This window comes from Ruegeria sp. AI2, from assembly GCF_056541275.1.
In genome coordinates, this window is sequence record NZ_JBQFYB010000007.1 from 102141 (window position 1) to 124390 (window position 22250).

20 protein-coding genes and 1 tRNA gene are annotated in these 22250 nt (G+C 58.1%); 11 read left to right on the top strand and 10 right to left on the bottom strand.

The genetic code is table 11. The annotated features are described in order from the left end of the window. Positions 1 to 94: 94 nt before the first annotated feature. The 3 genes from ACR0LL_RS13700 to ACR0LL_RS13710 are packed head-to-tail and all read left to right on the top strand — an operon-like array spanning position 95 to position 1469. Positions 95 to 346: a PepSY domain-containing protein gene (locus ACR0LL_RS13700; RefSeq protein WP_480587609.1), complete on the top strand. Its 252-nt coding sequence runs from the start codon at positions 95 to 97 to the stop codon at positions 344 to 346. A gap of 5 nt (positions 347 to 351) precedes the next feature. Then, a complete protein-coding gene (locus ACR0LL_RS13705) occupies positions 352 to 927 on the top strand; it encodes a cytochrome b/b6 domain-containing protein (protein WP_480474557.1) in 576 nt (191 codons plus the stop codon). Next, entirely contained in the window at positions 924 to 1469 is a 546-nt protein-coding gene (locus ACR0LL_RS13710; RefSeq protein WP_480487822.1) for a helix-turn-helix transcriptional regulator, read from the top strand. The genes ACR0LL_RS13705 and ACR0LL_RS13710 overlap by 4 nt, the downstream gene beginning before the upstream one ends. Here the strand turns inward: ACR0LL_RS13710 and mtaB are convergent. Together mtaB and dapF are read right to left on the bottom strand one after the other, a co-directional pair. Continuing rightward, positions 1451 to 2707 (bottom strand): tRNA (N(6)-L-threonylcarbamoyladenosine(37)-C(2))-methylthiotransferase MtaB, encoded by a 1257-nt coding sequence (mtaB, locus tag ACR0LL_RS13715; RefSeq protein ID WP_480587612.1) that lies wholly within the window; start codon positions 2705 to 2707, stop codon positions 1451 to 1453. The two genes, ACR0LL_RS13710 and mtaB, sit on opposite strands and share 19 nt — an antisense overlap. After that, positions 2704 to 3537, bottom strand: a complete 834-nt coding sequence (dapF, locus tag ACR0LL_RS13720) for a diaminopimelate epimerase (protein ID WP_480587615.1) — start codon at positions 3535 to 3537, stop codon at positions 2704 to 2706. The genes mtaB and dapF overlap by 4 nt, the downstream gene beginning before the upstream one ends. A gap of 220 nt (positions 3538 to 3757) precedes the next feature. On the opposite strand from dapF, the gene ACR0LL_RS13725 reads away from it, so the two are divergent. Continuing rightward, positions 3758 to 3833 (top strand) — tRNA-Lys (locus tag ACR0LL_RS13725). 155 nt (positions 3834 to 3988) lie between these two features. Continuing rightward, positions 3989 to 4162, top strand: a complete 174-nt coding sequence (locus tag ACR0LL_RS13730) for a hypothetical protein (RefSeq protein ID WP_480587618.1) — start codon at positions 3989 to 3991, stop codon at positions 4160 to 4162. A 448-nt stretch (positions 4163 to 4610) separates the two neighbouring features. On the opposite strand, the gene ACR0LL_RS13735 is transcribed toward ACR0LL_RS13730, so the two are convergent. Both ACR0LL_RS13735 and ACR0LL_RS13740 read right to left on the bottom strand, forming a co-directional pair. Then, positions 4611 to 6197, bottom strand: coding sequence for an ABC transporter substrate-binding protein (locus ACR0LL_RS13735; RefSeq protein ID WP_480587622.1), 1587 nt, complete (start codon positions 6195 to 6197; stop codon positions 4611 to 4613). A gap of 38 nt (positions 6198 to 6235) precedes the next feature. Continuing rightward, positions 6236 to 7762 carry a sulfatase family protein gene (locus ACR0LL_RS13740; RefSeq protein ID WP_480587625.1) on the bottom strand — a complete coding sequence of 509 codons (1527 nt, stop codon included), beginning with the start codon at positions 7760 to 7762 and terminating at the stop codon, positions 6236 to 6238. A gap of 97 nt (positions 7763 to 7859) precedes the next feature. Here ACR0LL_RS13740 and ACR0LL_RS13745 point away from each other — a divergent pair, with 97 nt between their 5' ends. Continuing rightward, a complete protein-coding gene (locus ACR0LL_RS13745) occupies positions 7860 to 8765 on the top strand; it encodes a LysR family transcriptional regulator (RefSeq protein WP_480587628.1) in 906 nt (301 codons plus the stop codon). Positions 8766 to 9211: 446 nt separating this feature from the next. Here the strand turns inward: ACR0LL_RS13745 and ACR0LL_RS13750 are convergent, their stop codons facing one another. Together ACR0LL_RS13750 and nth are read right to left on the bottom strand one after the other, a co-directional pair. After that, positions 9212 to 10201, bottom strand: a complete 990-nt coding sequence (locus ACR0LL_RS13750; RefSeq protein WP_480587631.1) for an adenosine kinase — start codon at positions 10199 to 10201, stop codon at positions 9212 to 9214. Next, positions 10198 to 10842 (bottom strand): endonuclease III, encoded by a 645-nt coding sequence (nth, locus tag ACR0LL_RS13755; RefSeq protein ID WP_209505105.1) that lies wholly within the window; start codon positions 10840 to 10842, stop codon positions 10198 to 10200. Before nth ends, ACR0LL_RS13750 begins: the two co-directional genes overlap by 4 nt. Positions 10843 to 10959: 117 nt before the next feature. On the opposite strand from nth, the gene ACR0LL_RS13760 reads away from it, so the two are divergent. Both ACR0LL_RS13760 and ACR0LL_RS13765 read left to right on the top strand, forming a co-directional pair. Beyond that, positions 10960 to 11811 carry a bifunctional helix-turn-helix domain-containing protein/methylated-DNA--[protein]-cysteine S-methyltransferase gene (locus tag ACR0LL_RS13760; RefSeq protein ID WP_480587634.1) on the top strand — a complete coding sequence of 284 codons (852 nt, stop codon included), beginning with the start codon at positions 10960 to 10962 and terminating at the stop codon, positions 11809 to 11811. A 71-nt stretch (positions 11812 to 11882) separates the two neighbouring features. Further along, positions 11883 to 12764, top strand: a complete 882-nt coding sequence (locus ACR0LL_RS13765) for a cation diffusion facilitator family transporter (RefSeq protein ID WP_480587637.1) — start codon at positions 11883 to 11885, stop codon at positions 12762 to 12764. 54 nt (positions 12765 to 12818) lie between these two features. Here the strand turns inward: ACR0LL_RS13765 and ACR0LL_RS13770 are convergent, their stop codons facing one another. Next, positions 12819 to 14258: an aldehyde dehydrogenase family protein gene (locus ACR0LL_RS13770; RefSeq protein WP_209505102.1), complete on the bottom strand. Its 1440-nt coding sequence runs from the start codon at positions 14256 to 14258 to the stop codon at positions 12819 to 12821. A 214-nt stretch (positions 14259 to 14472) separates the two neighbouring features. On the opposite strand from ACR0LL_RS13770, the gene ACR0LL_RS13775 reads away from it, so the two are divergent. After that, the gene (locus tag ACR0LL_RS13775) at positions 14473 to 15123 is read left to right on the top strand and encodes a peroxiredoxin (protein ID WP_209598426.1); all 651 of its coding nucleotides are present in this window, start codon (positions 14473 to 14475) and stop codon (positions 15121 to 15123) included. A 130-nt stretch (positions 15124 to 15253) separates the two neighbouring features. Here ACR0LL_RS13775 and ACR0LL_RS13780 read toward each other — a convergent pair whose 3' ends face one another. Then, entirely contained in the window at positions 15254 to 15943 is a 690-nt protein-coding gene (locus tag ACR0LL_RS13780) for an outer membrane protein (RefSeq protein ID WP_480587639.1), read from the bottom strand. Positions 15944 to 16209: 266 nt separating this feature from the next. Between ACR0LL_RS13780 and ACR0LL_RS13785 the strand changes: the two genes are divergently transcribed. Then, positions 16210 to 16845: a DUF1326 domain-containing protein gene (locus ACR0LL_RS13785; protein WP_480587642.1), complete on the top strand. Its 636-nt coding sequence runs from the start codon at positions 16210 to 16212 to the stop codon at positions 16843 to 16845. Between the two features lie 12 nt (positions 16846 to 16857). Here the strand turns inward: ACR0LL_RS13785 and ACR0LL_RS13790 are convergent, their stop codons facing one another. Together ACR0LL_RS13790 and pnp are read right to left on the bottom strand one after the other, a co-directional pair. Then, complete coding sequence (locus tag ACR0LL_RS13790) at positions 16858 to 17862, bottom strand: Hint domain-containing protein (protein ID WP_480587645.1); 1005 nt, start codon at positions 17860 to 17862, stop codon at positions 16858 to 16860. 176 nt (positions 17863 to 18038) lie between these two features. Beyond that, on the bottom strand, positions 18039 to 20189 hold the full coding sequence (gene pnp, locus ACR0LL_RS13795; RefSeq protein WP_209505097.1) for a polyribonucleotide nucleotidyltransferase: 2151 nt from the start codon (positions 20187 to 20189) through the stop codon (positions 18039 to 18041). Positions 20190 to 20519: 330 nt separating this feature from the next. Here pnp and ACR0LL_RS13800 point away from each other — a divergent pair, with 330 nt between their 5' ends. Continuing rightward, positions 20520 to 22232: an adenylate/guanylate cyclase domain-containing protein gene (locus tag ACR0LL_RS13800; RefSeq protein ID WP_480587648.1), complete on the top strand. Its 1713-nt coding sequence runs from the start codon at positions 20520 to 20522 to the stop codon at positions 22230 to 22232. Positions 22233 to 22250: the final 18 nt, after the last annotated feature.

Consider the following 22250-nt stretch of genomic DNA (forward strand, 5'->3'; position numbering starts at 1 on the left):
AAGCGCCGGGTCAATGGATTGGACAGCTTCACAGGCGCACATCAGCCACAACGGCTGATCAACTGCCGTTTGTCTGAAACACGGAGTCACGACAATGAAACTTCCTATTCTTTTTGCCTCAATTCTATTTGGAACGCCGGTATTGGCACTGGATCTCGCACCCGATGCCGAGCTTGGAAAATCCGAAGCCGAAATTCGGCAAACTCTGACAGGCATGGGATTCGATGTCCGCAAAATCGAGACGGAAGACGGCAAGATCGAAGCCTATGTCGTCAAGGATGGTAAACTGGCCGAGGTTTACGTTGATCCCGCAAGCGGCAAAGTCGTCAAGATTGAGGATCAGTAACCAGAATGTCCGAAACAGAATTGATGCATCGTGGGCGCACAGGCGCCCACGAAGTTCAGGTCTGGGATCCTTTGGTCCGGCTGGTTCACTGGGTCGTAGCCTTGTGCGTTCTGATCAATGCGGCGATATCCAATCCCGAGGGCGCGTTCCACGAATATGTGGGCTATGTCGTGCTGGCTTTGGTCTTGTTGCGGTTGCTTTGGGGGTTAACGGGTCCGGCTTTCGCCAGGTTCGCAGCCTTCCCTTTCAGCCCCCGTTCGGCACTCAACCACCTGCGCGACATGGGGCGGGGTGACCAAAGCGTGCACCTTTCACACAACCCTCTGGGAGCCCTTATGGTCTATAACCTCTGGGCGACACTGCTGGCTTTGTGTGTGACAGGGTTCATGATGGGGACGGTTCGGTTCTTTGGCATCGAATGGGTCGAAGACCTGCACGAACTGGCCTTCAACTGGCTGATGCTGTCTGTTCTGCTGCATGTTGCCGGGGTTGTCATTGATCAGAGGCGAACAGGTGTCGCTTTGGCAAAAGCTATGATAACAGGGCGGAAGAATATACCTGAGGATTGGTCAACCAAATGATCAAATGGATCAGCAGCCATTGGCGGCCCGGCGATGCAGACGCTCACCGGGCTGTACTTATGTCGATAATGATCGTTGTTCAGGTACTTTGCGTGGTGTTTTACCTTGGCGACGTTGCTCTGGATTTGAAGGAAGGCGAGGGGCCTTCTCATGTAAGTCTTGAGGCTTTTGTCGCATTTGTTTTGCTTGCCGGAGTTGTTTTTTTCATGATTGAACTTCGACGCCTGCTGGCAAGGGTGGAACAGACCAAGCTTGGCCTACAGGCCGCGCAGGGTGAAATGAGCGTCGTCATCAACACGTTCTTCGACCGTTGGGGACTTACCACCGCCGAGCGTGATGTGGGTCTATTGGTTCTGAAAGGGCTGGATAACGAAAACATCGCGCGCATCCGGGGGCGGGCCGTAGGAACCGTGCGCGCGCAGACCGCCTCGATCTATGCCAAAGCCGGGGTTGACGGGCGTGCGCAGCTGATAAGCGTATTCATGGAAGAATTGCTTGTCGCAGATGGCGAGGCTGCGGACCTTCAGACAACCAAACTGTGATCATTCGCCCCAATGGCTCGGGCGGTTACGATCTGGCCTTCGGGTTGGGGTGAATTGAACGAAACCTCGGTGAATTGTTCCGTCCGCCCCATATGCGGGTTCTCCATCAGGATCCGGTGGGTTTTACCGACCTGATCTGACAGGTGTTTCCTGACCTGAACGTCCCCAGCCGCACGCAGACGGGCGGCGCGATCCTTGATTACATTGCCGTTCACCTGCTGCGGGATGCGAGCCGCTGGAGTACCTTCGCGTTTCGAATATGGGAAAACATGCAGCCAGGTCAGATCGCAATCGGTAACCAGTTTCAGCGAGTTCTCGAAATGCGCTTCGGTCTCGGTCGGGAAACCTGCGATGATGTCGGCACCAAAGGTCATGTCGGGGCGCAGTTTCCGGGCCTCTTCGGTAAATCGAATGGCATCGTCGCGCAGGTGGCGACGCTTCATGCGCTTCAGGATCAGATCGTCGCCATGCTGAAGCGACAGGTGCAGATGCGGCATCAGGCGTGGTTCGGTTGCGATGGCCTGCATCAGATTCTCGTCCACTTCGATCGAGTCGATCGAACTGATCCGCAGGCGAGCCAAATCCGGCACCAGCTTCAGGATGCGCATCACCAGATCGCCAAGTTTGGGCTGTGCAGGCAGATCGGCCCCCCATGAGGTCAGATCGACGCCAGTCAGCACCACCTCATGATAGCCCCGGTCCACCAGCCGCTTGATCTGATCCACCACAACACCGGCAGGCACGCTGCGGGAATTGCCCCGGCCATAGGGAATGATGCAGAAGGTACAGCGGTGATCGCAGCCGTTCTGAACCTGCACATAAGCGCGTGAGCGTGTGCCAAACCCGTCGATCAGGTGCCCGGCCGTTTCGGTGACAGACATGATGTCATCGACCTGAACGGCCTCGGTCTCGCCGATAAAGTCGGCGGCCATGCCTTTCCAGGTTTCTGGTCGCATCTTTTCCGTGTTGCCGATCACCGCATCGACCTCGGCCATCTGCGCGAAGGTGTCGGGTTCTGTCTGGGCGGCGCACCCGGTAACAATCAGCCGGGCGTTCGGATTTTCACGACGCAGTTTCCGGATCTCCTGTCGCGCTTTGCGCACAGCCTCAGCTGTGACGGCGCAGGTGTTTATCACCACGGCATCCGTCAGTCCGGCTTGTTGCGACAGCTCTTTCATCGCCTCGGTTTCATAGGCGTTCAGGCGGCAACCCAATGTGGTGAATTTAGGCGGGTTCATCCCAGCGTCCCTAAGAACTCGGGCGACAACGTGCCCGAGAAGACGTGACAGGTTGACCCGGTCATCCAGACACCATCCTCGCGCCAGTCAACCCACAGGGTTCCCCCATCAAGATCAATCTGCACCTTTCGCCCCGTCAGCCCACGCCGCGCCGCAGCCACCGCGGTTGCACAGGATGACGACCCTGATGCCAGGGTGATGCCCACGCCCCGTTCCCACACCCGCATGCGGATGTGATCCGGACCCACAACCTGAGCCATCTGCACATTGGTGCGCTCGGGATACAAAGGATGGTGTTCATAGCGCGCGCCGAACTCGGCCAACGGAATCGCCTCGGCGTTTTCAACAAAGAACGTGCAGTGCGGATTGCCCATACCCGTCGCTGTCGGGGCGCCCTCGATGGGCAGTTCCAGCGTGTCCATCTCTTCAGCCAGCGGAATTTCGTGCCATTCCAACTGAGGAAGACCCATATTGACCGAGGTCAGCCCATCACCTGCGTCCTGCGCAAAAAGTGTTCCACGTTCGGTTGTCAACGTCAGCTGGGTTTTGCCCGTCTCATCCATCAACATTCGTGCGATGCATCTTGTGGCGTTGCCACACGCCGCCGAAGTTGATCCATCCGAATTGTAAAACACCAGATGCGCGTCCGCCGCACCGTTTTCGATTACGGCCAGCTGATCGAATCCCACACCAAAATGCCGATGCCCGATTCCTCGGGCCAGAGCCTGGGTAATCGAAACATCCTGCATGCGCGCGTCAACGACGACGAAGTCATTTCCCAGCCCATGCATCTTAACAAAGGGCAATCCGGTATCGAGTTTCTGTTGCATGGCGGCGATATAGCGTCGGTCGGAACATGAATCCACCCTGTCGCGTCGAATCGTGAAAAAAGGGGTTGACCCCCCTGCGCCACCTGCCTAAGTAGGCCGCCTATCGGGTCGCCGGAAACACAGGTTGTTTCAGCGAAACGAGGCGCAAATTAAGGGCTTGAACCCGGTTGGGAAATTGCCGTAAAGAGCGCCACGGATCGAGAAGATCCAATAAAAGAGTGGGCCGTTAGCTCAGTTGGTAGAGCAACTGACTTTTAATCAGTGGGTCGCAGGTTCGAATCCTGCACGGCTCACCACTTTTTCAAGAAAACCAAGTATTCACTCGGATGTGTGTAGAGTGCGCTTCGCCAGGTGCGACCTGCCGGAAGCAATACGGAAGCACTGTGACAACGGTTGAAATGTGCTTGTCCGGTAAGAAGCTGAGTATTGATTTACACTTTGAGGATTTACTATGCCGACAGTTCTTACCCTTTCAGAGTACCGCGCCGCGCTCAGGGAAATTGAGTATCTATGGGGATCTGAGCCGGATACCGACGAGGGTCAAAAGCTCAGAGAATATCCGTCGGCAGTGGAGAAATATGAGCGGCGCAGCAGTGCCAAACCAACCGAGCAGGAGTTGGCCTGACTTCGTGATAAACAGTTGTCGCGGTGAGTATCTTCTCGCGTTTTTCGCGTATCGTTTTATTGACGCAACGTCGCTTCAGTTTTTGTGGCCATTAAGAAATTTACGCAAACGTAAGAAGCGATTTGATTTTTCGACTAGTCGCTCAAAAAGTGACGTCAGACGGCGTTTTCTTCCCCCTTTCGTGTCAGTTTGCAACTCTTACATGCGCTCAGTCGCTGCGGGTTGGCACTCACAGTAAGTGATCCTTGAGCCCTCCTTACCAGCGCGGATCGGATCAGACCCGCAGCGGCTCTATTCAAGTCGTAGTTCCTCTCGCCAGGGCATGGGATGCCAATCAATGCCCGACACGTGCCATTTCTTTTGAAACGCTGGTTCGAGCCGCAATTGAACAGGCGCAGTTCGGGATAAGAACTGCGCCTGTTCATGGTCAAACTCGAAAACCGCGCGTTTAAGCGGCGACCCACATCTTCAACGGTGCGCGGAAATCCATCAGGTCAAAGCCCTTGTGATCGTCAACCCAACCGCTGATCCGATCTGAAGTCGCACCGACAAAGTCGTTGAACATCGGACAGATCAGACCACCATCATCACGGATCAACGCTGAGGCTTCTGTGTACATTTCCTTGCGCTTCGCATCATCGAGTTCGGCGCGCGCTGCGGTGACGATTTGATCGAAACGCTCGTTGAAGAACCGGGTGTCGTTCCAATCCGCTGTGGACAAATATGCTGTGGACAGCATTTGGTCCTGAACCGGACGGCCACCCCAGTAACTGGTGCAGAAAGGTTGCTTGTTCCAAACTTCAGACCAGTAGCCGTCATTGGGCTCGCGCTTCACATCCAGCGTTATGCCCGCGGCAGCTGCGGACTGCTGGAACAACGCAGCCGCATCCAATGCGCCGGGGAACGAGTTCTCGGACGACCGAAGCGTGACCGGCCCGCTATGACCCGATTTCTTGAAGTGGAACGCCGCCTTGTCCGCATCGTATTCGCGCTGTTCGAACTCAGTTGCGAGGGGATAAGAGCTGTTGATGGGTGTGTCATTGCCCACAGAGCCGTAGCCGAAGAGGATCTTGTCCACCATTTCCTGACGATTGATGGCGTATTTCAAGGCCATACGCAGATCATGGTTGTCGAACGGCGCGGTATTGACGTGCATGATAAACACGTAATGACCTGCGCCAGACGTAGAGCGCACCGTGATACCGGGCGCGCGGTCAACAAGACGTGCAGTACGGGGCGGCACACGGTCAATCATGTCGACCTGACCAGATTGCAGCGCCGCGACGCGTGCGGTGTTGTCGTTGATGACAATCACTTCGATCGTGCCGGCATGACCAATCGTGTCATCCCAATGGTTGGGGTTGTGTTCAGCCACGAAACGCACACCCATATCGGCGGCTTTCAAAACATAAGGACCGGTGCCAATTGCAGCAGCTGGGTCCTCTTTACCGCCACCAGGCTGAATGACGAGATGATAATCCGAAAGCAGATATGGAAGGTCCGCATTGGGCGCTTCCAGCTCGACGATGAACAGGTCGCCATCCGTTCGCATATTTGCGATACCACGCAACAAGCCCAACGCCCCGGATTTGGTCTCTTCGTTCGAGTGTCGGTCGATGGTCTGTAGAACATCCTCGGCAGTGACGGGCTGACCGTTTGAGAAGGTGATGCCGTCTCGTATCTTGAACGTCCACGTTTTTGCGTCGGCAGAAGCCTCAAAGCTTTCTGCGACCTTGGGCTCAAGGCCGCCATCAGGTGCAAGCGTCAAGAGCGTCTCACCCCAAAGGCGGGCGACCATATTAGCGGTTGAGTTTGCGGCGGTCGCAGGATCAAGGCTGTCAGTTGTGCCGCCGCCTTGGATGCCAACGCGAATGGTGCCACCTTTTTGTGGACCAGCGGCTTTGACCGCTGACGACATCGCCAGATTGGCTGTTGCAGCAGCCAGCCCCAAGGCGGACGCCTTCCCAAGAAATTCACGGCGGGGCATTTTGCCAAGCGCTGCCTGTTTTGCCAGATATTTGATATGTTCGTTCATGGTGACTTCCCCGTTGTCGTTTGAGAGCTCAGATTTGATTAGTAGGTTGCAAGTGACACTCCGCCTGCATCCGCAGCTGGCGGAAAGTGTCGTGACAATTTTTCAATGATCTCGTCACGCGTGCTGCGGTATTCTTCTTTGAAGAAGAGATTGACGTGTTCACCCGGATCGTTGCGAAGATCGAACATCTCTCCCCAGTCTGCGTTTTGAGGATAGATTGTGACACGCCATTCGTCTGTCATTACCGTCTGGTTGTAAGTGTCCATGCGCGTGCGTGGGTGATATTCGGCAAAAAGCTCGCGACGCCCCGGGCCATCTGCCTGCGTCATCAGGTGAGCGAAAGAGACCCCTTCGGTCGGCTGATGCTCCAGCTCCAAAAAATCCTGCAGGGTCGCGCGCAGATCCAGATGACTTGTTGTCCCGTGACGTTCGCCAGGCTCGATCCCCGGACCTGCAGCGATCAGCGGTACGTGCAAAAGCGATCTGTAGGGGCTGGGGCCTTTTCGGATAAGCCCGTGATCACCCAACAACTCGCCATGATCCGAGGTGAAAATGACAACGGTGTCTTCAAGGAGACCCTGATGCTCCGTCTGTGCCATGATCCGCCCGACGCAAGCGTCAATCATCGAAATCATTCCATTGGTATATGCGATCGCGCGGCGAATTGAATCGTCCGAGAAGTTCGATGTTGTCTGTAAAAAACCCTGTTCTCGCGGTGGCCCCGGATCGCGCAGGAAGTCCACATAGCTTTTACTTTTTTCCTCATCATCGCCATCGCGCAGGAAAGACGGCATCGCTGACAGCTCATCAGGCACATATGAGGGCATTGGCATGTCCGCCGGATCGTACATGTCGCACCATGGCGCAGGGGGGGAAAAAGGATGGTGCGGATCGGGAAAGGAAACAAACAGAAAGAACGGGTCTGACCCGTCATTTTCAGTCAGGAACTCGCAGGCCCGATCTGTGATCCAAGAGTTGTAATGCAAGTCGAAAGGGATGGCCGATTTCCAAACTTCGTCAATATCCCCACATCGCGGTTCAAGCGCGTTTTCCGGGAGATAGAGCTCGGCCGCTCCCGGCGCGACGGATTCCAGCCAACGGGCATAATGCCCACCTTTTGTGGCACTAACGGATTCTCCAATCAGAATGTCGACCGCGTCAAACCCGTAAAAGGGGCCGCACCATCCCTCACTTTCCGGTAAGTCCCAAAAGGCGTTTGAATCCGGCATAAGATGCTCTGGCCCGGCCAGAATAGGTTGGAAGTGGAATTTCCCAACCCCATGGGTCTTGTACCCCATGGCCTGAAAGTCATGGGTGATCAGTTTCAGATCCTCAGGCAGGGCAACCCCGTTGCGCGTCAGGCCGTGCGACCTTGCATACTGACCGCTGAACAAAGTGGACCGGCTTGGAGAGCAGATCTGGTGCGGTGTGAAATGCTTGGTAAAGACGGCGCCCCGCTGGGCCAGTGCGTCTATATTCGGTGTCCTGACATGCTTGTTTCCGGTGCAGCCCAGACTGTTCGCGCGTTGCTGGTCCGTCATAATCAAAATGACATTTTTCTTCATTCTTGGCGCTGCCCTCCGAAACAACGGGACAGTACCACAGACCCTACATTTGAAATAATACTATCTGTTTCGACTGATATTTGTTAATCGAATACCTATGTTCACCCATAACCAACTCAACGTCTTCTCTGCGATCATGCAAACCGGGTCGGTTTCCGCTGCTGGTCGCAGGTTGAATCTGTCACAACCCAGCGTCAGCCGGCTTTTGTCGGATCTGGAGCGGGAGTTTGGCGTTCCTTTGTTTCGTCGCCGAAGTAAGGGTGTGACACCGCTCCCCGAAGCAGAAGAATTCTATCAAGAGGTTAAACGCAATTTTTCGGCCCTTGCGAACTTGGACGAGATCGCCTCTCAGATCGCTCGGAAGGATCGCGGGTCCTTGTCAATTGCCACAATAACCGCCGCCTCATTAGACCTCGTGCCTCAGGCCCTAAGACGGCTGAACATAGCGGAAAAGAACATCCGGATCGATTGGCGGGTACGATCTTCAAACTGGATACTGGACTATGCCCGTTTCGGCGCGATGAGAACAGGCTTCGCCTATGTTTCGCGCTCTCTGAAGCAAATGAACGTCCTGTTTGAGGGAAGCTTACCACATATTTGTTTTGTTCACGAAGGTCACCCTTTAGCCGCAGGTCAGGGAGCGCTGACACTGGAACAGATGGCGCCCTGTCAGATCATCGGGCTGCGCAACGAAGTTGAGAGTGCTTTGTCGCTAAGTGACTTGCTAGAGGGTGAGCGCCCACCGGTGACTGTCGAAACATCTTTAGCTGCACTTACTCTTAGCAAATCCTGCGGTGGGTTGCCTCTCGTGGATGCTTTTACGGCTTTTCATTGGTTGCAAGGGAACAAAGGACGGCCGCGGATCGTAGAGGACCTTCCTCTCTATCGGTTTGCGGTCGTTGAACCAATTGGCATCAACGCTTCACAGATAGACAGGGATTTTCAAGATTGCCTGATCCAAGAGATCGAACGCGTTGTTTTGTGGACCAAACAACTCGGCTAAAATACAAGAGCGTTCATTGACGTTCAGACTTCTTCGGATACACCGGCATTGCGGGACTGTTGCATGCGTTGATGGGTCCCGCTTTTGCCGCCGACTAGGATATGCCTCTCGTCCACGCGCCAATCGACACTGGCACGCCGCACGTGTTTCTGGATCTGCGTTGTGTACTCCGGCGCAAACTTGGGGCAACGAAGACCAAAATCCAAGGCACTTGCGCGCAGACAGAGGTTAAATCAAGCAAACACCCTCAAGGGTAAGAATGATTGGACGCTCAAAAAAGCAGCACGCTTCAATGAGTGGGCAACCATAGTCCGAATGACTTCAAGCCAGTTGCGCCTCTTCACAAAACCACCGCGCGGACCGGATCACAAAGCAATACCCAGCCCGCAACATGCGGATTGGCCGTTCAGCCTTCGATAAAGGAGGGGTTTTTCAACAAAATGGGCTCAAAGCAGCCCTTCGTCCCGCAACAATTCCAGCATATCCGCCTCGGGTCTTGGGCCGATATGGCTGATGACCTCGCGGGCGCAGACGTTGCCGATCCTGGCGCAGGTCTCGTAATCGCGCCCTGTGGCCATTCCATACAGGAACCCCGCGGCGAACTGGTCACCGGCACCGGTTGCGTCTACCGGCACGATCCTCTTGACCGGCACGTCGATGCGCGCGCCTCCGTTCAGGACGGTCACGCCATCACCCGAGCGCGTGCAAACCACCAGCGGGCAAATCTCGGCGGTCTTGATCAGCGCCTCTTCCAGATCGTCGGTTTCAAACAGCGATTTGATTTCAGCCTCGTTGCCGATGACGAAATCCAGCTCATTCTCGATCAGCAGCAGGAAATCGACCCGGTGGCGTTCCACGCAAAACGGGTCGGAAATGGCGATCCCGGTCTTGCCGCCGCCCTTGTGGCAGGCGCGCGCGGCCTCAAGAAACGCGGCCTTTCCCTTTTCCTTGTCGAACAGATAGCCCTCAAGGAACATGATCTGGCTGCTTCCGGCGACCTCATCGGGCACGTCATGCGACGACAGTTCCGAGGAGATGCCCAGATAGGTGTTCATCGACCGCTCGCCATCGGGCGAGACAAAGATCATCGAGCGCGAGGTCGGCAATTCCCCGCCCGGAACCGGCGGGTTGACGAAATCGACGCCATCTTCGTTCATCGCATCCGCATAGAACCGGCCCAGCGCATCGTCATGCACCCGCCCGATAAAGGCAGCATCCAGCCCCAACGCACCTGCGCCCGCAATCGTGTTGGCAACAGACCCGCCCGGTGTCTGTACCCGACCCTCCATCGAGGCATACAGCAGCTCACCGCGCTCCTGCTCGATCAGCTGCATGATGCCTTTTTCAATGCCCATCAGTTCCAGGAAACTGTCATCGGCCTGCGAGATCACGTCCACAACGGCATTTCCGATACCGGTCAGCTGGTAGGTTTTCATAATGTCTTGTCCTCGAATTGACAGAGATCACGGATGATGCAGGTCGGGCATTGCGGCTTGCGCGCCTTGCAATGGTACCGGCCATGCAGGATCAGCCAGTGATGCGCATGGAGTTGAAAATCGGCGGGGATATTGTCTTCGATGGCGCGCTCGACCGCGTCCACGTCCTTGCCGGGGCAGATACCGGTGCGATTGCCGACGCGAAAGATGTGCGTGTCCACAGCCTGCGCCGGCTGCCGCCACCACATGTTCAGCACAACGTTGGCGGTCTTGCGTCCGACACCCGGCAACGATTGCAGCGCTGCGCGGGAATTTGGGACTTCACCGCCATAGTCTTCGACCAAAATACGGCTCAGCTTGATGACGTTCTTGGCCTTCTGGCGGAACAGGCCGATGGTCTTGATATGCTCGATCAGGCCCTCTTCGCCCAGATCCAGCATCTTTTGCGGCGTATCGGCGATCTTGAACAACTCGCGCGTGGCCTTGTTGACCCCCGCATCGGTTGCCTGCGCCGACAGCGCCACGGCCACGACCAGCGTGTAGACATTCACATGCTCAAGCTCACCCTTGGGTTCGGGGTCGGCCTCCTGAAAGCGCGTAAAGATCTCGCGGATCGTATGATAGTCGAGTTGCTTTGCCATCCGGGCCTTAATGCCGCCCGAGGGGCCGCGACACAAGCCCAAAGCCAATGCGCAAGTTCCGGGTCGCGGCAGCGTGTCGCGCGCGCTATGGTTTGTGCCAGACAATGAGGTGCAACCATGAACGTCCAGACCCCCGAAAGCGGATACCACTACAACGTCATGCGCCGGGCAATCGAGCTGATCGATCAGGGCGGCGAGGGCCTGAGCCTTGATGAGTTGGCCCGCCAGATGGACATGAGCCCGGCCCATTTCCAGCGCCTGTTTTCGCGCTGGACCGGAGTGTCGCCAAAACGGTACCAGCAATACCTGACGCTGGGCCATGCCAAGGCGCTGCTGCGAGAACGGTTCACCACGCTTGAAACTGCCCATAATGTCGGCCTGTCCGGCAGCGGCCGCCTGCATGATCTGTTCCTGAAATGGGAATCCATGAGCCCCGGCGAATATGCTCGCAGGGGCGCGGGTCTGACGATCTATTGGGGCTGGTTCGAATGCCCCTTTGGCCCCGCGCTGGTCATGGGCACCGACAAGGGCATCTGCGGCATCGCCTTCGGGGCCGAAACCGGAGAGAAGGCGGCGATGGAGGATATGGTCTCGCGCTGGCCCAACGCGGATTATGTCGAAGATCCGATGCGCCTGCGCCCCTGGGTTCTCAGCGCATTCAGCACGGCCAGCGACCGGTCAGAGCCGACACCGCTCTACCTGATCGGCTCACCCTTGCAGATCAAGGTATGGGAAGCACTGATGCACATCCCGTCGGGGCAGGTGACGACCTATTCCGAGATCGCGCAGCGCGTGGGTTCGCCGCAGGCCGTGCGCGCGGTGGGCACGGCCGTCGGGCGCAACCCGGTCAGCTGGCTGATCCCGTGTCACCGCGCCCTGCGCAAATCCGGGGGGTTGGGCGGCTATCATTGGGGTCTGCCGGTCAAACGGGCCATGCTGGCCTATGAGGCGGCAAAGGCCGACGCCTGACCGGATTTTATAGGTACTCGCCCGTCGGGCAAAGTGTTAGACCTGCGCCGAGGCAGCAAGAATCCGGTTTGATGATCCAAAAGTTTGCTCTTTGGTCGATCCCAGTTTCCATCGCGGTGTTGGCACTGAAACTCCTGGCATGGTGGCTGACGGGGTCTGTCGCCCTTCTGTCCGATGCAATGGAGTCGGTGGTCAACGTGATCGCGGCGCTGTTAGCCTTCTTCGCGGTTTCAATTGCCCGAAAGCCGCCTGACGAAAAGCATCCGTTCGGTCACAAGAAGGTAGAGTATCTGTCGGCCGTTGTCGAAGGCACGCTGATCGTTCTGGCCGCATTGCTGATCATCCGCGAAGCTATTCTTGCCTTGCCATCCCCGCATCTGGAACAGGCGCCGATGCGCGGCGTTGCGGTCAATGTCTTGGCCACAGGGCTGAACGGTGTCTGGGCGTTGATCCTGCTGCGGGTCGGTCGGCGGCACGTATCACCGGCGTTGGTGGCCAGTGCGAAACACATCTTCACAGATGTTGTTACCTCCGTTGGGGTGTTGGCGGGTATTCTGCTTGCGCTGGCGACAGGCTGGCTGATCCTGGACCCGATCATGGCGATCCTGGTCGCGCTGAACATTCTGTGGGAAGGATGGAAGGTCATCCGAAACTCGGTCAATGGGTTGATGGACGTGACCCTTTCCGAGCCGGATTTGAACGTTATCCGCAGTACAATCGAAGCCCATCTTGGACCCGCGCTGGAATATCACGATCTTCGCGGTCGCAGATCGGCGAATATCGTCTTTGTCGAGTTCCATCTGGTTGTCGATGGTGCAATGTCGGTCTCAGCCGCGCATGAAATCTGTGATGATATCGAGGCAGCCCTGACCGCGAATTTCCCCGGCTCGGTTTTTGTAATTCACCTCGAGCCGGACACCGAAGTGGAAGGCAATCTCGCTGTAAAAGCATAAAGAGCGAGGCAACCGCGTTGCCCCGCCCTCTCATCTCGCATTGCGCTGGGTGTATTACTCAGCCGCCCAGCCGCCGACGGATTTGACTTCCAGAAAGTCCTCCAGCCCCCAAACGCCGCCTTCGCGCCCGTTGCCGGATTGCTTCATCCCACCAAACGGAGAGCCCGCACTGCGCGACTGGCCGTTCATCTCGACCATGCCCGACCGCAGAACCCGTGCCATGCGGTTGGCGCGCGCCTTGTCCTGCGTCTGCACATAATTGGTCAGGCCATAAGGTGTGTCATTGGCGATCTCGACAGCCTCTTCCTCGGTGTCGAAGGGGATCATGGTCAGAACCGGGCCAAAGATTTCCTCGCGGGCGATGGTCATCTGGTTGTTGGCATCGGCAAAGACCGTCGGGCGGACATAATAGCCCTTGTTCAGCCCCTCGGGGCGTCCGGTGCCGCCCGCGACCAGCCGCGCCCCTTCGTCGATACCTTTCTGGATCAGGTCCTGAATCTTGGTCCACTGAACCTCATTCACGACGGGTCCGATATGGCGGCCCTCTTCTGCTGCACTGCCCACGGTGACCTTGCTGGCGACCTCGGCCGCGATCTCAACGGCCTGATCATAGATCGGGCGCTGCACCAGCATCCGGCTCGGCGCGTTACAGCTCTGGCCGGTGTTGTTCATCATATGCAGCACGCCGCGTTTGACAGCCTTTTCATCGGCATCGGCAAAGACCACATTGGCGCCTTTTCCGCCCAGTTCCAGATGCACTTTCTTGAGCGTTTCCGCCGCGTTCTTCGAAATCGCCGTACCCGCACGGGTCGAGCCGGTAAAGCTGACCATATCCACATCGGGATGACCCGACAGCTGCGAGCCAACGCCCGCGCCATCGCCGTTCACCAGATTGAACACACCGGGCGGGAACCCTGCCTCGTCCATCATCTCGGCAAAGATCATCGCATTCAGCGGGCTTTGCTCGGAGGGTTTCAGAACCATCGTGCAGCCCGCAATCGCTGCTGCACCGACCTTGAGCGTGACCTGATTCATCGGCCAGTTCCAGGGCGTGATCAATGCGGCCACGCCAACCGCCTCATAGATGATCCGGTCATTCGGGGCGTGATCCCCCAGAGGGCGTTCAAACTGAAACGCCTTGGCGGCGCGGATGAAGTTCTGCAAATGCCATGTGCCTGCACCAACTTGCTGGCTGCGCGACATGTCAATCGGCGCGCCCATTTCCAGCGACATGGCCTGCGCCAGATCTTCCGCGCGGGTCTGGTAGATGTCGATCAGCTTCTCGACCAGTGCGATGCGGGCCTCTACCGGCGTTGCCATCCAGCCCGGCAGGGCGGCCTTGGCGGCGGCAACTGCCGCATCCGTGTCGGCCTGCCCACCCAGTGAGATCACCGCGCACGGCTCCTCGGTCGAGGGGTTGATGACCTCGAAATCATTGGGTTGCGACGGCGCGACCCATTGACCATTGATATAGAAATTCCGCTTTTCGATCATCCTGAGCCCTCCTGTCGGTCCAGCTAGAATCCGGCTGTTCGCCGACACTCTGTCACCCAAGCGAACAGGGGGCAATAGAAAATTTGATCAAATTATTTTTCCGGTGAAACCGGCGAATTCCTTGGCCGCGACCACGATGAAAGGTTTAACCTTTGCACAAAGTGATTAGGTTTCAGGCAATCGACTCGGATTTTCAACAGGAAAGGAAGTAGCCATGGGTTTGCGCATCAACGATACGGTCCCGAACTTCACCGCAGAAACAGATCAGGGCACCGTTCAGTTTCACGACTGGATTGGCGACAGCTGGGCTATTCTGTTCTCGCACCCCAAGGATTTCACGCCTGTCTGCACCACCGAATTCTCGGCCGTCGCGCAGCTGAACGACGAATGGGCCGCGCGCAACACCAAGGTGATCGGCGTGTCGGTTGACGGTGTCGAAGACCACAAGAAGTGGAAGAAGGATATCGAGGAATACGGCAAGGCCAATCCCGGTTTCCCGATCATCGCTGATGAGGGTCTGGCGGTGTCGAAAGCCTTCGACATGCTGCCAGCCGAAGCCTACCTGCCCGATGGCCGCACCCCTGCTGACAGCGCCACCGTGCGGTCGGTCTTTATCATCGGCCCGGACAAGCAGCTGAAGCTGTCGATGACCTATCCGATGACCGTGGGCCGCAACTTTGCGGAAATCCTGCGTGCGCTGGACGGGTTGCAGATGTCGTCGAAGGGTGTCGCAACGCCTGCCAACTGGGTGCCGGGTGAAGACGTGATCATCCCGCCCTCTGTGTCGAACGAAGACGCCAAAGCCAAATTCGGCGCGTTCGAGACGATCTTTCCCTATCTGCGCAAGACCAAAGCGCCGTCTTAAGCCGGTTGCCGGGTCAGGGGGGCTGTCTGCCCCCCATCGTGCCTGCCGGCACGATTTCCCCCCGAGGATATTTGGGGCCAGATGAAGCAGGCGGGGGCAGGGTAACCGAAGGGAGACCTGCCCCTGGACCTCAGAACTTGTACCGAAGCCCGAAATTGACACTGAACGTATCCAGATCGTCTTCGACGGTCCCGGTCAACGCGCCGTTCGGGGCCAGTCGCCGCGACGAGACGTCAAAGGCGCGGGCATAGCGGGCGTCGACGGTAAAGGCGGTTGACGGGTTGATCTGGTAAGCCACACCGGCGATCAGCTGCGCGGCAAAGGCGGTGTCGCTGTCATCCAGCGCCACACCGGGCCCATAGGCAAAATCCAGATCCGAATAGGTGGCCCCCAGACCAAACCCGGCATAGGGCGTCAGCGCACCCGCCTGTTTGAAATCGAACAGCACATTGGCAAACAATGAGGTCTGAGTGACATCGCCCGAAATATTGCCCTCGGCACCCGGCCCGTTGCCCGAGAAGTTCACACCATCCACGTCGCTGTCGCGGTAAGACAGCTCCAGCTCAATCCGTGTGCCGAACCTGTCATTGGACCATTGCGGGATTTCCTTGCCGATGGCCACGCCCAGGCCGAATCCCGCGTCGAACTCTGTGTCGACGGATTGGGGCGCGCCGCCGATCGTGCCTGCGAAATCGCTGTCCTGCAGCTGGCTGTACCCGACAAAACCCTGAACATAGGTGCCGTCGCCAAGGCTCTGCGCGGCAAGCGCCGTCGCGCTGGCGGCGAGGGCCGTTGAGGTAAGTAAAATGTGCTTGAACATGATTGTCTCCGTTGCTCCAAACTCTGCTTGGCCTCGATGTGGGCGGGTTTGAAGGAAAGGAAAGGCGCGGGGTTATCACTTCGCCTCACAGGGTTTTGGACGCGCGTGAATGAATAGAATTGGGGCTGGGGCAGCGCTGTTCATCGGCTTCTTCGGGCCCCTCAGGTTCTGGTTCGCGCCGAATTGTGATAGGGTGCTTAGGGGCAAAACTCAGGCATGCGACCAATCACCTCGGGCTTTCGGACTGTTCAAAGCAGGAGAAGAACATGGCTTTTACAGATTGGTATGTTGAAGGAGAGAGTTTCGGGAACTGCAACTGCGGCTATGCCTGCCCCTGCCAGTTCGAAGAGTTGCCGACCCATGGCGATTGCCGAGGCTTCGAAGTGCTGGAGGTGACCAAAGGGCATTTCGGCGACACCGACCTCAGCGGGACCAAAGCCGCGCTGATCTATGCCTGGCCGGGGCCGATCTTTGAAGGCGGCGGTGAGATGCAGGTGATCGTTGATCCCGCAGCAACCCCGGCACAGCGCGACGCGCTGGAAAAGGTCTTTCACGGTGAAGAAACCGAAGAGATGGCGACGCATTGGTATGTGTTCAGGGCGATGTGCGAGACGGTTCATGACACGCTCTACCTGCCGATCGAGTTCGGGATGGACCTCGAAGAGCGCACGGCCAGCGTTACCGTTGGTGATATTCTGAAATCCACCGGACAGCCGATTCAGGCCCCGCATGGTGGCGGCGCGCATCGGGTCCGCATCGATATCCCGGGCGGGATCGAGTTTTCCATTGCCGAGATTGGCAGCGCCTCGACCCGCTCTGATGCCGCGATAAAGCTGGACCTGAAGGACAGCTATGGCCAGTGGCATCTTCTGAAACATGGGCCCGGCGGGGTTACCCACTGATCGGCACCCCTGTCAGGCGGCGTGCGCAGATGTGTTCGGGACCGATGACCAGCAGGGCAGCGTCAGATCCGCCTTCAGCACCCGAACCTCAAAGGGTTTCAGCACCGGCAACGCGGTTGACCCATAGCCACCGGCACCGCAGGCCAGATCCGGGAACAGGGTGAACAGCTCGCGCCTTGTGGCGGGAGCCATCGCGCCCAGTGTCGTGTCGCCGGGATAGAAGGATTCGGACCAGACCCCTTCGACATTCACCAACTCATGCCGGTCAAAAAGGATATGGACATACTCGACCCCTTGCGCGGGCAGTTCCTGAACGATTGTCCGCCCGTTGATCAATCCCTTGGCCGGGGCCAGCATTGCGGTCTCGCAATGCATCAGCTCCATCATCGCCGAGGTGACGGCGATCCGGTGTTGTGGCGAGACGACCAGATCACGGCTGGGGCTGTTTGGCCCGAAACATCCCGCCATGATCCGAACCGGACAGAGATGAGGGTCCTGTTGCAACTCCTGCGCTGACAAGCGACGCCTGCCGATCCAGCGCACCGGGCGGATATGGCCCTTGGCAGTGACAACCGGGTCGCCGGGGTTCAGGGTTTCGACCCGGCGCAGCCCGGCGGGTGTCCGGATCAGGGACCCGGCGGTAAAACACACGAAAGACGGCAGGGTCTGATAAGTAGTTGGCGCTGCCGTCCCGCCAAAGCTGGTCCCCGTGATCGTATCGTTCAGCTGCGCCTGACCCGAGGTGACGATGATGTAGCGCGGGTTCGAGAACTGAACCAGAATGAAGGTGACAGGCGCCCCGATCACCGTTCCCGAATAGCTTTCGAAGGTGCTGAAATTTTGGCTTGTCCCGGAAAAACCGGGCAGGGCCGACAGATCAAGCTGCGCGCTGTCAGGGTCGGGATTCTGCAACAGGGCGTCATTGTCGGTGATATCAACGGAATAAGCGGCAGTAATATCGACGCTTTTATTGCTGTAGGGGTCTGCGCTGATTTCGAAAACGGTTATCGAGGCCACGGTCGAAAAGCATCCCTGAATGCAACATGATCATCCTTATGGTTGAGTAAATACACGCATGAAGTGTTAATAATTGATTTACCAAGCCACGGGACGCCCGACACTCCTGACCGCGCCGACAAAAAAAGCCCCGGTCGAAACCGGGGCCTTTCGCATTCAATCAGAGGGTGGGCAGATTACTCTGCGCTTTCCTCTTTCTTTTCTTTCTTCTCGGGAACGATCTCTTCGCCGGTTTCCTGATCGACCACTTTCATCGACAGGCGAACCTTGCCGCGATCGTCAAAGCCCAGCAGCTTGACCTTCACTTCCTGACCTTCCTTCAGAACATCCGACGGATGGTTCAGGCGGCGGTTTTCGATCTGGGACACGTGGACCAGACCGTCGCGCTTGCCAAAGAAGTTCACGAAGGCACCGAAATCGACGATCTTGACTACCTTGCCGGTATAGACCTGACCTTCTTCCGGCTCGGCCACGATCGACCAGATCATGTCATAGGCTTTCTTGATCGATTCCCCATCGGGCGATGCGATCTTGATGACGCCATCGTCGTTGATGTCGACCTTGGCACCCGAAACCTCGACGATCTCGCGGATGACCTTGCCGCCCGAACCGATCACTTCACGGATCTTGTCGGTCGGGATGTTCATGGTCTCGATGCGCGGCGCGTGGACCGAGAACTCGTTGGTCTCGGACAGGGCTTTGCCCATCTCGCCCAGGATGTGCATCCGGCCGTCCTTGGCCTGTGCCAGGGCGGTTTCCATGATCTGAGGCGTGATGCCCGCGACCTTGATGTCCATCTGAAGCGAGGTGATGCCGTTTGCAGTACCCGCAACCTTGAAGTCCATGTCGCCCAGGTGGTCTTCGTCACCCAGAATGTCGGTCAGAACCGCGTAAGACCCGTCATCTTCCAGGATCAGACCCATGGCCACACCGGCAACCGGAGCTTTCAGCGGAACACCCGCATCCATCATCGACAGCGAACCGCCGCAGACAGACGCCATCGAGCTGGAGCCGTTGGATTCAGTGATCTCGGACACCACGCGGATGGTATAGGGGAAGTCGGTCGGCGCAGGCAGAACCGCCTGCAGCGCGCGCCATGCCAGCTTGCCGTGGCCGATCTCGCGACGGCCGGGCGAACCCACGCGGCCCACTTCACCAACCGAATAGGGGGGGAAGTTGTAATGCAGCAGGAAGTTCGATTTGAAGTTGCCGTGCAGCGCGTCGATGAACTGCTCATCGTCGCCGGTGCCCAGCGTGGTCACGGCCAGCGCCTGAGTTTCACCGCGGGTGAACAGGGCAGAGCCGTGTGTGCGCGGCAGCAGCGAGGTTTCGGCTTCGATGGCACGCACATCGGTGGTCGAACGACCGTCGATGCGCTTGCCGCCCTTGACGACGTCACCGCGCAGAATACCGGCTTCCAGCTTTTTCATCGCCGAACCAAGGTTGGCGTCTTCCAGCTGTTCCTCGGTCAGCGCTTCCTTGATCGCTTCACGGGCAGCGGCAACAGCGGCGGTGCGCTCCTGCTTGTCGGTGATCGCGAACGCGGCGCGCATCTGCTCTTCACCGGCAGCCGAAACAGCGGCGTAAAGCTCCGAGTAATCGGGTGCGACGAATTCAAACGGCTCTTTCGCGGCGTCTTCGGCCAGCGAAATGATCAGGTCGATGACCGGCTGGATCTGTGCATGCGCAAAGGTCACGGCACCCAGCATTTCGGCCTCGGACAGCTCATAGGCTTCCGATTCCACCATCATCACGGCGTCTTTGGTACCGGCAACAACCAGATCCAGACGCTGTTCAGGGTTCAGGCGCAGGTCCTGCATGTCATCCACGGTCGGGTTCAGGACGTATTCGCCATCCACGAATCCAACGCGGGCACCGGCGATCGGGCCCATGAACGGCGCGCCGGAAATGGTCAGCGCAGCCGACGCGGCGATCATCGCGACGATGTCGGGATCATTGACCAGATCGTGGCTCAGCACGGTGCACATCACCAGAACTTCGTTTTTGAAACCGTCAACGAACAGCGGGCGGATCGGACGGTCGATCAGACGCGCGGTCAGCGTTTCTTTCTCGGTCGGGCGCGCTTCGCGCTTGAAGAAGCCACCCGGAACCTTACCGGCGGCATAATATTTCTCTTGGTAATGTACGGTCAGCGGGAAAAAGTCCTGACCGGGTTTTTGGCTCTTGGCAAAGGTCACGTTGGCCATGACGCTGGTTTCGCCCAGCGTGGCAATCACGGTGCCGTCGGCCTGACGGGCAACCTTGCCGGTTTCCAGTGTCAGCGTCTCCTCGCCCCACTGCATCGATTTCTTCGTTACATCAAACATATGCGTATCCTAGAACGGAGCACTCCCGCCCCTGCGGGTCTCCGGTTTTGCATGGCGGCCCCATTGCCGCCGACCCCATTTATCTTCCGTTCGAGTGCCGGGGTCAGGGCACAACGTCTCAGATACCGCGCGCATACATGAGAATGCGTTGGAAGGAAAGCGAAACCGAAAAAGCTGGCCGGATCATGCTGAGGCAGGCCCTGACCCCTCGCAGCGCGACACAAGGCACAAGGGCCGCATGATGGTGTGCGGCGTGCCATTACCCCCGTCCGGGAAATGGCCTGACAGAACCGGATCACTGCGCTAACCTAACTTTCATCGGGGGTGCGAATGAAAAGACGGCTTACGACAGTACTGGCGGCTGACGTTGTCGGGTACTCTGCGCTTATGGATCAGGACCGGCAGGGTACACTTGCAGCGCTGAAATCGTTCCGTGACGACACGCTCACTGCCCTGCTGAAATCCCACAACGGCACATTAATCAAAAGCATGGGGGATGGCTGGATCGCCGAATTCCAGTCAACGTCCGACGCGTCGGATTTTGCGATTGCCCTGCAATCCTGCGACAAGCCCGAAGGGCTGCGGCTGCGCATCGGTATTCACACGGGTGAGGTCATTACAGAAGGCGAGGACATCTTCGGTGATGGCATCAATGTCGCTGCCCGGCTCGAAGCTCTGGCCAAACCCGACCAGATCCTGATCTCGGACACGGCGCATCACAGTCTCGACCGGGGCGATGCAGCCCTGTTCGACGGCGGCGGGCAGGCCGAGTTGAAGAACATCACGCGCCGCGTTGGTCTCTGGTGCTGGCCAAAGGGCTCAACCGCCAATCTTGCAAAACCCGCCGACACCCGCCCGGGGATCGCCGTCCTGCCTTTCGACAACATGTCCGGCGACCCCGAGCAAGAGTTCTTTGCCGACGGCATAACCGAAGACATCATCACGGAACTGTCGCGCTTTCGCTGGCTGATGGTCGTGGCCCGCAACTCGTCCTTCATCTTCAAGGGAAAAACGACAGATATCCGCCAGGTCGGCCTGACGCTCGGGGTTCGGTATGTGCTGGAAGGGTCCGTCCGCCGCGCCGGACAGCGTGTCCGGATCACCGGTCAGTTGATCGATGCGGAAAATGGCAGCCACCTGTGGGCCGATCGCTTTGACGGGGTACTGGACGATATCTTCGAGCTTCAGGACAAGGTCACGCAAGAGGTCGTCACGGCGATCGAACCTTCGCTGCGCCACGCCGAAACGAACCGGTCCCGCGCCAAGCCGACCGAAAACCTCGAAGCCTATGAGCTCTATCTTCAGGCGCTGTCGCATTTTCATCTGCTGACAGATGACGCCAATCGCGAAGCCATCCGGCTGACGACGCTGGCGCTGGACCGCGACCCGGATTACGCCGCTGCCGCAGGGCTGCTGGCCTGGCTGCACATTCAGCGCCTTGTGCAGGGGCTCGACCCCATCGGCGAAGGGCCCAGGGCCGCCATCAGCGCCGCAGAACGCGTTCTCATGAGCGACCGCGCCGACGGCATTGCCATGGCTTATGCAGCGCATTCAATCTCGATGCTGGCCCGCGACCTGCCGCGCGCGCGGGCGGCGTTCAAACAGGCTCTGGCCGAAAACCCCAATGCTGCAAGTGTTCACATGCTCGCCTCCATCAACCTGTGCATGTTGAACCGGTCGGACGAGGCATTGGAACACGCAACACATGCCATTGAACTCAGCCCGAAAGACCCGATGCGCCATGCGGCACATATCGCCCGGGCAAGTGCGCTTTTTCAGCTGCGCCGGTATGACGAGGCCGCCGCCGCCGCGCGTGACGCTCTGGCCGTTCGGTCCGGATTTGTCATGAGCCACCTGATGCTTATTGCCGCCTTGGGCCAGATGTCCGATGCCGCAGCGGCGCAGGCGGCGATAAGCGACCTGCAAGCATTGCGCCCCGATATCACCGCTTCCTCGGATCAGACCAGACTGCCGGTCTTTACCGTTCCGGCCTGTGCGGAAAGCTGGCGCGAAGGGTGGAAAAAGGCCGGTCTTCCCGAATAACGGCTGATCTACAGGTAC